Genomic DNA, 9,316 nt, shown 5'->3' on the forward strand with positions numbered 1-9,316 from the left:
CGTCAGATGTTTATAAGAGACAGCTCTTGGAACCTGTGCTGCTGTCTTAGTTGCATTAATCGCAAAAAAACAGGCATCCGTAGAATCGACATTTTCATTGTTACTCTCACAACACAATCAATCTTTAGAACATCTAAAATCATCTAAAGAATATCATGATAATATTAACAAAGTTATTGATGCACATTCTTTTTTAATAGAAAACAATGCTTTTCCAGATTCCAAACAGTTCATTGACAAACAAAATGAAGTCATGCATGAAATGGATGATTTTTATGGAAGCTATTTTAGGATTCTATACCATGTCATTAAATATATAGACAATAATGCTGGACACTATCCTTTTGACACTAGTGGAAAAAAGAAATTCACAAGTCTTGTACGAGCTCACATGGATAGTGAGATTACATATTTACTAGCTATTAATTGCGCTCATGCCAAAAATGGCGACCAGTATTATCCTTATAAATTATTAATTGAACGCTACTCACTACTAGAGCATCTAATATTCAATAAGAACTTTTTAAACAAATATAACCACCCAAGTTTACAATCTCTATCACAAAAGCAATTAAGGATAAAGGATTGTCATAATAAACATACTCCATTAGGTGAAATTGCGAGAAGGTATCATGATACTGCCTTTGGCAGTAATCCAGATCGAATCAAATTCCTATAGCTAAAACCTAAAAGGGAGACACCTCCCTTTTACTAATCTTTACCTTTACTTACCTTACACTACTGATACTTAGCATATCTCGCTAAGACCTTATACACATCGGGAATCATAATATTTTCTCAATATGGTGACATCATATTCATCCCCTATAGGGAACACTTGAGAATTCTATTAATACATCGTTATATCCATTTTCATCTAGAAGCATTCTAACCCCTAAATGAATTAATTCGTTATCTTTAGCCGGCCCAATTACTACTTTTTTTATAGGCAATCTATCACCACCCTTCATCTTGATATTAAGATATGGGATTAGTCCATAACCCCCTACTCTAAAATTCACCTTAGGCATGAAAATGCCACGAGAAAAGACTAATCTAAATTCATTTTCCTCGGCAAATCCAGAATTTTTTAAGAATGGAATATTTGATTCAATGAGTATATTTGCAGTTATAAACCTCATAAATGAGTTTGCATATCCATCCCCCTCATCTTTATTATCTTCAAGATATTGCTCGGAAATATTAGAAAAAAATTCAGTTATTTTTTCATTAATTTCAACGGTGCTATTCTCTTCGGTATAAATAACATCACCATGTTTAAAAGATAAATTATCTCTTTCCAATCCGTTAATAAGTTCAAGCTCATCGAACTCAATAGATACTCCTTGAGAATTCCCATAACCTCGCCACTGGCTAAGTTTATCTACACCACGACAAAACGAGATAGAATATACGTGCCTTGATTTTTCATGCGCCACCAATCCCAGATCATCATACTTGCTAATAGCAGTTTTAAGCATTCTTTTTAAACCACTTGGCACCACATCTTCATTCAAATAATCTATAGCATTCTTAAAGCATAAACACCCATGAATGAATTCATTTTTATCATTCATAAAATGTATATTTGTCGCCCATATAGAGCTATTTTCTACTATGCCTTTAAAACCATTCAAGTCTGTATAATGGAATAGACCCACCTTACCCTCCTACATTATTCTTCAACCAATTACCTTTAACCCAATCCTGCACTTCCGAAAGCCGATATGCAACAGCAGATGGGCCGATTTTGATGCGCTTTGGAAATTTTCCTTCCTGTTCCATACGCCAGCGTGTTGAGTTAGACAACGTGGTCATAGCACGGCATTCAGGTTCCCGAATCATTCTATCAAGCTCAGGCATGTACTGGAGATCTTCTTTTTTCACAACGGATAACATAGCCATATCAGGCACTCCTTTTCTTAATTACTTTTACTGTATTTTCTTCACCCACCAGCCCATCAAGGTAGTCAACCCATCGGTCCAGTGCTTCTTGTTTCTGGGGGATATACTTGCTGCGGTTATAGATTCCGGCCACGCCCTTTATGGTATGCCCCAGTAGCTGCTCTACGATCATAAAATCAACGCCCATATCGTTAAGACTTGTCGAGAACGTTCGTCTCAAATCATGTAATGACCAGCGTTTTTCATGTTTAAGGGAGGTAAAGTTTGTGCATCCCATCGTGCTGACAGTTGAATTAGATTTCAGTTCGCCAAGTATGTAGCCTCTCCTTTTAGTCTCTTCATGCAGGTTTACGATCCACTGGCGCATTTTTTGAGGAACGGGGCGAATAATTTCTTCGCCGTTTTTACTGTGCTCTTTAGGTACTGTCCAAATCCACTTATCGAAATCCCACTCATCCCATGTAGATAAACGCGCCTCACTCAGCCTGCAACCAAACACGAGACACAAAATCGCCATCCTTTTTTTGTAATTCATTACACGGGTTTTGCCTTTACCATGAAAGTACACTCCCCACAGATCGGCGACGTAGCTTTCCTCAAGTAGCCGCTCTCTCTTGTTCTGATATTTACCGATATCACTAGGGCTCAAATCATCCAGCACATTGCACCGCACATACTGGCGCACCCGGCAGTATTTGAAGATCTGCTTTAACTCAATCAGCATTGCAGCAGACTGAACCGGCGCGATTTTCTTTATGCGGTCGAAGCACTTGATCCAGTCAGATAGGCCGCATTTATCGACAGGAAAGCCGCCGATGTAGGGAAAGATGTATCTCTCATAACGGCGATAGAGTCTCACAGTCTCTTTGCGTTTTTCCCTGGCATAGTTATCAAACCAGTAATCAACAGCGTTCTTAACAGTCACAGGCGTGAACAGGCTCTCTTTGGTGAGTTTGTTCTCTATCCTTGGATCAAGTCCCTGTGACAGCCATCCTCGACACTCGTCCCTTTTCTCCCTGGCCTGTTTAAGGGTCATATCTGGATACTTGCCTAAAGTCATCCAGACGGGGGCGCTTTGTCGGCCGGAATGTCTGAAGAAATAAACAAAGCTCACTGTGCCACTCATGCTCACTCTGACAGACAGTCCACGGCCATCTGCCACCATCTTTTGACGCGGCTGCGGTTTACCATGTAAGGCTTTTAACGCCTTGTCGCTTAACTTGTTCTCGCCCGCCATAAAACCTCATTCTGCAATACACATTGCAATACACACTCAACTGTAACGCCGAAAAACAGTAGAAAAGCAATGCAAACAACATTCCTTTCTTCTTCATAATTAACAATGAGTTAATGAATTGATCCGGTTCTTCATGCGTACCCATGAGGTAGTGTGAAGGATAATGGATCATCATCATCGTGTTTTCAGGCATGATGACCGGATTGCCTACCATAGCAATCACCGAGGCCATGGAGGCCGCGAGACCGTCGATATGCACGGTAATCGCCGCGCCGTGGTGCTTCAGCGCGTTATAAATAGCAATACCGTCGAAGACATCACCACCTGGCGAGTTGATATAAAGGTTGATGTGGGTGACGTCCCCAAGTGCCCGGAGATCATTGACGAACTGTTTCGCCGTTACGCCCCAGTACCCGATTTCGTCATAGATAAAAATGTCGGCCTCGCTGTTATTGCTGGCCTGCATGCGGAACCACGAATTACTTTTTGCGCTGGCTTTCGGACGGTGGCGCGCCCGGTTCTTTGGCTTCGGCACTGGTGCCTCCTTTATCATTGGCGGGGTCGGTGTCAAACACCAGGCCCTGTTCACGGTTCTCGTCAACCTCCGCTTTACGGCGTGACTTAACATCATCCGGGTTGCGACCGCTGGCACGTATCCAGTCGGATTCAGTAGCAGCACCGCCGCGGATCTGCGTTTTCCAGGCATTCGCTTCTTTAACGGGATCAATCCACGGCATAACGGGCCCCGAATAAACCGCGTTATAAAGCGAGTCCATATCGATGCCTCTCGGCAGCTTGATTTCTCCGGCAGCAATAGCCATCTTCAGCCAGGCCCGGTACATGGGCCGGGTCACTGAACCGATGAACCAGTCCTGAAGAATCAGATATCCGTCGGTTGACTCGACAAGCTCCTGCCGCTGGGCACTGTACGTTCCGTTGTAGTTTCTGGATGTGCTGGAAAAGCTGAGGCGACTGCCGGCGGACACGGCACGCAGCTGTCCGTTACGAAACGACTCGAGGTTAGGGTTCGGGCGATCGGATTTAATCATCCCGATTTCTTCCCCGGCCTGCAGCTCGTCATAGAGCATACCGGGCTGAATCATCAGCTCGCGGTCATCGCTGCTGGAATCAGACTCGAAGCTCTGTCCGTCGCCTTTTTTGATATACATGCCGAGTGCGGCAGCAATTCTGGCAGCGGTAAGCTCCGAGTCCTCGTACTCTTTCAGCGCGCTCAGACGCATCAGAACACCTGACAATAGAGACGTTCCGCGGGTCTGGTGCAGGCGTCGTGTGAATTTGAGATGAAGCATGTTTTCTGCATCTATCTCTTTGGTATCGAACTGACGCCCGGATACTGGCAGGCTTTTATAGACCTGATATTTTTTCGGGCGCCCCCAGTTATCGACAAAAACGCCCTGATTGAGCTGGGTGGCGGCATCGCTGTTCATCGGCACGAAGTCCGGCTCCAGCGCTTCCAGCCAGAACGGCACGCCAGCAACCGGCTGAAGACCATTTCCGGTACCGCGAACCAACTGAGCAAATACCTCACCGTCCCGGAGCCACGTTCGCAGCATCAGCCGCTCCAGCATGGGGCGGGTAAACTGGGTTGTAACATCGGGTCTTACGGACCATTCGCCCCACTTTCTGCGGATATCAGTGGCCAGCTTTTTAGCTATCTTCCCGTTAGTCAGCATCGGATGCGGTTCAACTATGATGCCCTTCGCACCCACCACCCTTTCTTCCAGCTTGTCGAAAACGCCAATCACCAGATCGTGGTTGTTGTCCAGCCAGCGCGCCTGCTGCCTCAGTGAAACCGCCCCCATCTGGCTGAGCTGATCGGCTGAACGATTTTCCTTCTGGGCTTTGTGGGTACGCGTTTGCTTTACCGCCTCATACGCCTTAATAACTGCGCGGGCACGCAGGCGTGAGGCTTTCCAGCCTGGTGAAAACAGGCCTATCGCATCATCTAAAAAACTCATCCAAACCTCGCCAGCCTGTAGCCGGGTCGCCCGCGGCGTTTGTTATTGAGCGTAGCCAGTCGTCGCTCCCATTCCTGACGGCCTTTTCTGATTTCCGACAGGTTTTCGAGCGTCATCTGCTGCCCGTTGAAAGTGATTGATTTCCCCTCCAGAACAGACAGCTCGGCTGCAGCGTAGCGGTCGATCATGTTTTGAATATCTGCTGGATTCACACCCAACCTCCTGACGAAGACCACGGATTAGCCTGCTCGGTTACGGGCTTATCACGTTTTGGTTTTGATTTAGATTTCGGCGCAGGCGGCGGGGATGGCATTTCGCCAGTTTCCGTCTGCGTGTCCTCGATCCACGTTTCCCGCCGTGCCCACTCAGGAGCTGACGGCCATTTAATTTTTTCGTAACCACTAAGGATGGCGAGCGCGTCGGCATAAACGAGCAGGTCAAATGCTTCGTTTGCGCCCCGGCCGGGCTTACTCCATTTCCCTTCATTCGAGCGTTCCTCATACGTCAGTTCGTCATAGAACCAGCTGCCCAGCCAGGCGGGGAAATGCACATAGCCAGGGCCGGGTGAATCACGCCACAGCGCATTATTCACCCGGTCTTTAAGGGCATCGGTCTGGAGAAGATAAAGAGGCACATCACCCGTCGCCTGTGCGCGGCGCGTTGATCTGCCCGTGTTGTCTGGAAACGTTCGCTGGATAAGTTTGCTGCGCCTGACGCTGTCCCCCTTGAAGAGATAGATACGCTTACCCAGCCCCTCACGACGACATCTGCGCCAGAATTTGTAGGCATTATCCGTCACGCCATCTTCCCCCCCTGAGTCCACGGCCATCGACATCAACCGCATGCCCTTTGACGGGTCAGCTGCGAGTGGCCACGTTTTATCAAAGACGTCGGTGAGTAAAAGATCCCAGTCCTCCGGGTAGCTCGCCGGATCCACCTGTAAGCTTTCCCCGTTGCCGTCGCAGCGCAGCGAATGCCGGATGTTGTAACGGTCAACTATCCAGCGCTCACCCATACTTCCATAACCCGTAATCTGCACAACAAAGCGCCGGTTGCGCCCGGCCTGCACGTCCACGGTCGCAGTGAGAAACTGCACGCCGTCCGGTACCGAGCGTTTTGGGACTTCTTCGGCACGCTGCTCAAGCAATTCACTTTTACGCTGCTCCATGCTGGCCCGCGGCAAATAGGGCCTGCCGAAATCGGTGTTGATCACCGTCTTCAGGGTTTCTTCGCTGCGCGTGGATTCATATTCCTGCTCGGCGGTCAGGAACTTATAAATAAGCTGCGCCCAGGTCTGGTAAGCAGCTGCCGGACCTTCCATCCAGAAGGAGGCAATACGGGAACGACGGCCATCACCGCTAACCTGGCCTTTCCTGTCGATGGTTTGCCCGTCCCGGAGCCAGACACATTTCATGTTAAGCGCACGCTTCATGTCCGGTGTGATCCTGCCTTTACAGGCCGGGCACTGTAGAAAAGCCGCTTCGCTGGCAAGCACAGGATCGCTGCTGTCGCGGTACCCGGTCATATTGTCCATTTCCGGCTGGAAATATTCGCCGCAATGCGGGCATGGCCAGTAAAGACGACGGCGGTCACCACGATTATAGAGCGATAAAATTCCGGTGGTCGGAGGGGCTTCATGGGGCGTGGAACGCCGCCATTTTGTGTCTCTGATATCCCTCCCGGGCGAGCTTTCAACCAGCGTCATCCCGGAGGACATGAATGTCGTGGTACGCTTCGATGCCAGTGAAAAAGCATCCCCCTCCCCGTCGATATCTTCCGGAAAGCGGTCATAATCCGTCAGCGCCACACTCTTATAGTCCGAGGACGACATGATATTGACGGATGGCCAGCCAAGCTTCAGATAGTTACCGGCGCGGAATGTACGGTCGTAGACGTTGTTATCGTTACGTCTTGGGCTTAACCGGTTTTTAACTTCAGGGCTACAGCGAAAAGTACGGTCCAGGCGTTTTTTGGAATGCTCGCGAGCTTTTTCCTCAGATACCTGAATCACAAGCATATCTGCCGGATCGCAGACAATGTTATAAACAATCCAGCCGTCAATCAGCCCGATGGTTTTACCCGTTCGCGCCGGGCCCACAAACACCACCGCATCGTATTCACGCGATGCCAGGCAGTTCATCGGCTCAATCACATAGGGTGCCAGATCCGGATCCCATGGAACTGAGTTTCCCGCCCCCATTGGCACGCGCATATAAGTACTGACCGCATCGGCCACCGGCATACGACGCGGGGCTCGTAAAATACCGGAGACATCGCGGTGGATGTCCCTGGCGGATACCCGCTTTGCCATCAGTCCTCCTCAGGCTCTTCCTCCTCTTTTTCAGCGTCCTGCACCCTCTCCGCCATCTGGTCGCGCAGATCATCAATAACGCTTTGCACACGAACTACTGCAGCAGGCGTTAAAGCACAGTCGCGCTCGAGCACATCCGGGAGGGTTTCAAGTACCATGACGACGGCTTTCGCCATCAATGAGAATTCTCGCGCCACTTCATCTGCGGGTATTAACTGCCCCGTATCCTGTTCGAACTTCAGCCTCTCATTCTCTGCTTTCCAGTGGGACAGCCTGTCAGAGGGGGGCATATCATCGATGTTGGCCGAAACGGTAGGGATCATCAGTTCGGTCAGAATGTCGGTCACCAGATAGAGCTTTAACTTGCTGTTGCTGCCTGGAGCAGGTTCAACATTTTTCAGTCTCGCGGCAACCGTCTGACGGTGTACGCCGGTTATCCCTGCCAGCTGGTTGATATTGAGTTTTAAAGTGGCAATTTCCTGGTCCATGATGGTGAACACTTTTTGAACGATTCGACATCTTGCGAAAATGGCCTCTAATTAAATCAAAGACCTGTGCACATGATGATGACCCTGGATCCGAAAAACTAGCCGTTTCCCGCGAGCCAGCCGCCCCGTGGTAGGCCGCCCACAATTGGAGGACCCATGTGATTGCCAATAAAAAACCGCCCGAAGGCGGTTTAGTTAAACTTAGCAATTAGTTAATTGTCGCCCTATGTTTTTCGCAAGCAGCTAACAATGCACCTTCTGTTGGCTGAACGCCTGAAATATCAACATATGCAATCTCTCGCCACATGGTGGATATCTCGTTATTGATCGTCACAGACATAAATTGGAATGGGAGAGCCATCACCGGCTGACCTCCCCAATCACCAAAAACCTCATATCGAACAGCAATATCGGCATCGTTGAAAATCATGAATGTATAAAGCAATTTATAGGAGACCATTTATGCATTCCTGTGTGTGTTTCCGCTATTTAACTATTGCATAAAGATGGCACTTATCCATTTTCAAGCCCACCAGCATTGAAACTTCCAGCATCGCAGTGAGACGTTGCCCCAGCCCCATGCGGGTATGGTGGTCTCCCCCCACAAACTTAATGTCTTCAGCCATCAGACAATCTCCATTGTAAAAGCCGCAAAATTGCGGCTACTGTTTGAATATCAGGGTGTTGCTTCGCTTTAACCTTGGTTAAAGTTGGGTTTCAGCCCGTTAGTGGTGGGACACTGGCGCACTCAATGAAGAGGTATGGCTGATAACCTCTGCATTAGGAAATTTAAATGGATCAACAAACAGCATCACTTCTGCAAAAAATCGCTAATCTTGAACAGCAGATGGCAAAACAAGGTGCCGCTACAAACTTTGTAATCACTCACATGATCAAGCTTCTCGATGAGCAATTAGGCAATGGTCAGTTTTCTTCCAAACTCAGAGAAACGCTTTCACAGTCTCTGGATAAACTAAATCACAGTCAGTCAGGACCTATCAAGTCTGCCATCAACGAGTTGCTTCAGCCGTCTATCCAAGAAATGTTCCAGCCGAAACCAGAGAAGTTCATTAAATAATTATGAGCGGCCTTCAGGCCGCTTTATTAATATCATTATTCACAACGCTGATGACCTTTGCAGCAGCTTTTATGGCTTCATCCTCATAATATTCAATCGTACCACCCTCAATTCGAGCAATATAAACCTCCATATGGAAGATGCTTAACATTGGTACCGCCAGTGCCCTTACGCTCACGGTAGCATTAATAACTGAATCGCCACGGATAATCTAGACACTTCCGAGCCGTTGATAATACTGGTTTTCATATTCTGTCGGTGACATCTGTTCGCTAGAACCATGCCGACGCTTACTGTTATAAAACATTTCGATGTAAT

The 9,316-nt window shown here is 48.0% G+C and carries 14 protein-coding genes; 2 read left to right on the plus strand and 12 right to left on the minus strand.

All coding sequences use genetic code 11. The features are described 5' to 3' along the window. Positions 1 to 97 precede the first annotated feature (97 nt). Positions 98 to 679 (plus strand): putative phage abortive infection protein, encoded by a 582-nt coding sequence (locus APU11_RS27010; protein WP_131729164.1) that lies wholly within the window; start codon positions 98 to 100, stop codon positions 677 to 679. A gap of 139 nt (positions 680 to 818) precedes the next feature. Here APU11_RS27010 and APU11_RS14970 read toward each other — a convergent pair whose 3' ends face one another. The 10 genes from APU11_RS14970 to APU11_RS28490 form a co-directional block, all read right to left on the minus strand. Next, on the minus strand, positions 819 to 1,661 hold the full coding sequence (locus APU11_RS14970; protein ID WP_058651449.1) for a DUF2971 domain-containing protein: 843 nt from the start codon (positions 1,659 to 1,661) through the stop codon (positions 819 to 821). Between the two features lies 1 nt (position 1,662). Beyond that, the gene (locus APU11_RS14975) at positions 1,663 to 1,905 is read right to left on the minus strand and encodes an AlpA family phage regulatory protein (protein ID WP_058651448.1); all 243 of its coding nucleotides are present in this window, start codon (positions 1,903 to 1,905) and stop codon (positions 1,663 to 1,665) included. Position 1,906: 1 nt separating this feature from the next. Continuing rightward, entirely contained in the window at positions 1,907 to 3,142 is a 1,236-nt protein-coding gene (locus APU11_RS14980; RefSeq protein WP_058651447.1) for a site-specific integrase, read from the minus strand. Further along, positions 3,090 to 3,677, minus strand: coding sequence for a head maturation protease, ClpP-related (locus APU11_RS28910; RefSeq protein WP_239691331.1), 588 nt, complete (start codon positions 3,675 to 3,677; stop codon positions 3,090 to 3,092). The genes APU11_RS14980 and APU11_RS28910 overlap by 53 nt, the downstream gene beginning before the upstream one ends. Then, positions 3,622 to 5,121: a phage portal protein gene (locus APU11_RS14990; protein WP_010429887.1), complete on the minus strand. Its 1,500-nt coding sequence runs from the start codon at positions 5,119 to 5,121 to the stop codon at positions 3,622 to 3,624. The genes APU11_RS28910 and APU11_RS14990 overlap by 56 nt, the downstream gene beginning before the upstream one ends. Continuing rightward, the gene (locus APU11_RS14995; RefSeq protein ID WP_001704123.1) at positions 5,118 to 5,333 is read right to left on the minus strand and encodes a hypothetical protein; all 216 of its coding nucleotides are present in this window, start codon (positions 5,331 to 5,333) and stop codon (positions 5,118 to 5,120) included. Before APU11_RS14995 ends, APU11_RS14990 begins: the two co-directional genes overlap by 4 nt. Continuing rightward, the gene (locus APU11_RS15000) at positions 5,330 to 7,432 is read right to left on the minus strand and encodes a phage terminase large subunit family protein (protein WP_058651445.1); all 2,103 of its coding nucleotides are present in this window, start codon (positions 7,430 to 7,432) and stop codon (positions 5,330 to 5,332) included. Before APU11_RS15000 ends, APU11_RS14995 begins: the two co-directional genes overlap by 4 nt. Then, positions 7,432 to 7,920 (minus strand): DUF1441 family protein, encoded by a 489-nt coding sequence (locus APU11_RS15005; RefSeq protein ID WP_020884621.1) that lies wholly within the window; start codon positions 7,918 to 7,920, stop codon positions 7,432 to 7,434. Before APU11_RS15005 ends, APU11_RS15000 begins: the two co-directional genes overlap by 1 nt. Before the next feature lie 208 nt (positions 7,921 to 8,128). Beyond that, positions 8,129 to 8,380, minus strand: a complete 252-nt coding sequence (locus APU11_RS15010) for a hypothetical protein (protein ID WP_058651444.1) — start codon at positions 8,378 to 8,380, stop codon at positions 8,129 to 8,131. Positions 8,381 to 8,405: 25 nt separating this feature from the next. Next, entirely contained in the window at positions 8,406 to 8,546 is a 141-nt protein-coding gene (locus APU11_RS28490; protein ID WP_155687068.1) for a hypothetical protein, read from the minus strand. Positions 8,547 to 8,713: 167 nt separating this feature from the next. Between APU11_RS28490 and APU11_RS15015 the strand changes: the two genes are divergently transcribed. Further along, positions 8,714 to 8,998, plus strand: a complete 285-nt coding sequence (locus APU11_RS15015; RefSeq protein WP_058651443.1) for a hypothetical protein — start codon at positions 8,714 to 8,716, stop codon at positions 8,996 to 8,998. Positions 8,999 to 9,011: 13 nt separating this feature from the next. Here APU11_RS15015 and APU11_RS28065 read toward each other — a convergent pair whose 3' ends face one another. Together APU11_RS28065 and APU11_RS28070 are read right to left on the minus strand one after the other, a co-directional pair. Then, on the minus strand, positions 9,012 to 9,176 hold the full coding sequence (locus tag APU11_RS28065) for a hypothetical protein (RefSeq protein ID WP_275045093.1): 165 nt from the start codon (positions 9,174 to 9,176) through the stop codon (positions 9,012 to 9,014). A gap of 33 nt (positions 9,177 to 9,209) precedes the next feature. Beyond that, on the minus strand, positions 9,210 to 9,316 hold a 107-nt coding region (locus APU11_RS28070), incomplete at its 5' end, for an IS3 family transposase (RefSeq protein ID WP_129949912.1).

Source organism: Enterobacter sp. 50793107, assembly GCF_001463365.1.
GTDB classification, from domain to species: Bacteria; Pseudomonadota; Gammaproteobacteria; order Enterobacterales; family Enterobacteriaceae; genus Enterobacter; species Enterobacter cloacae.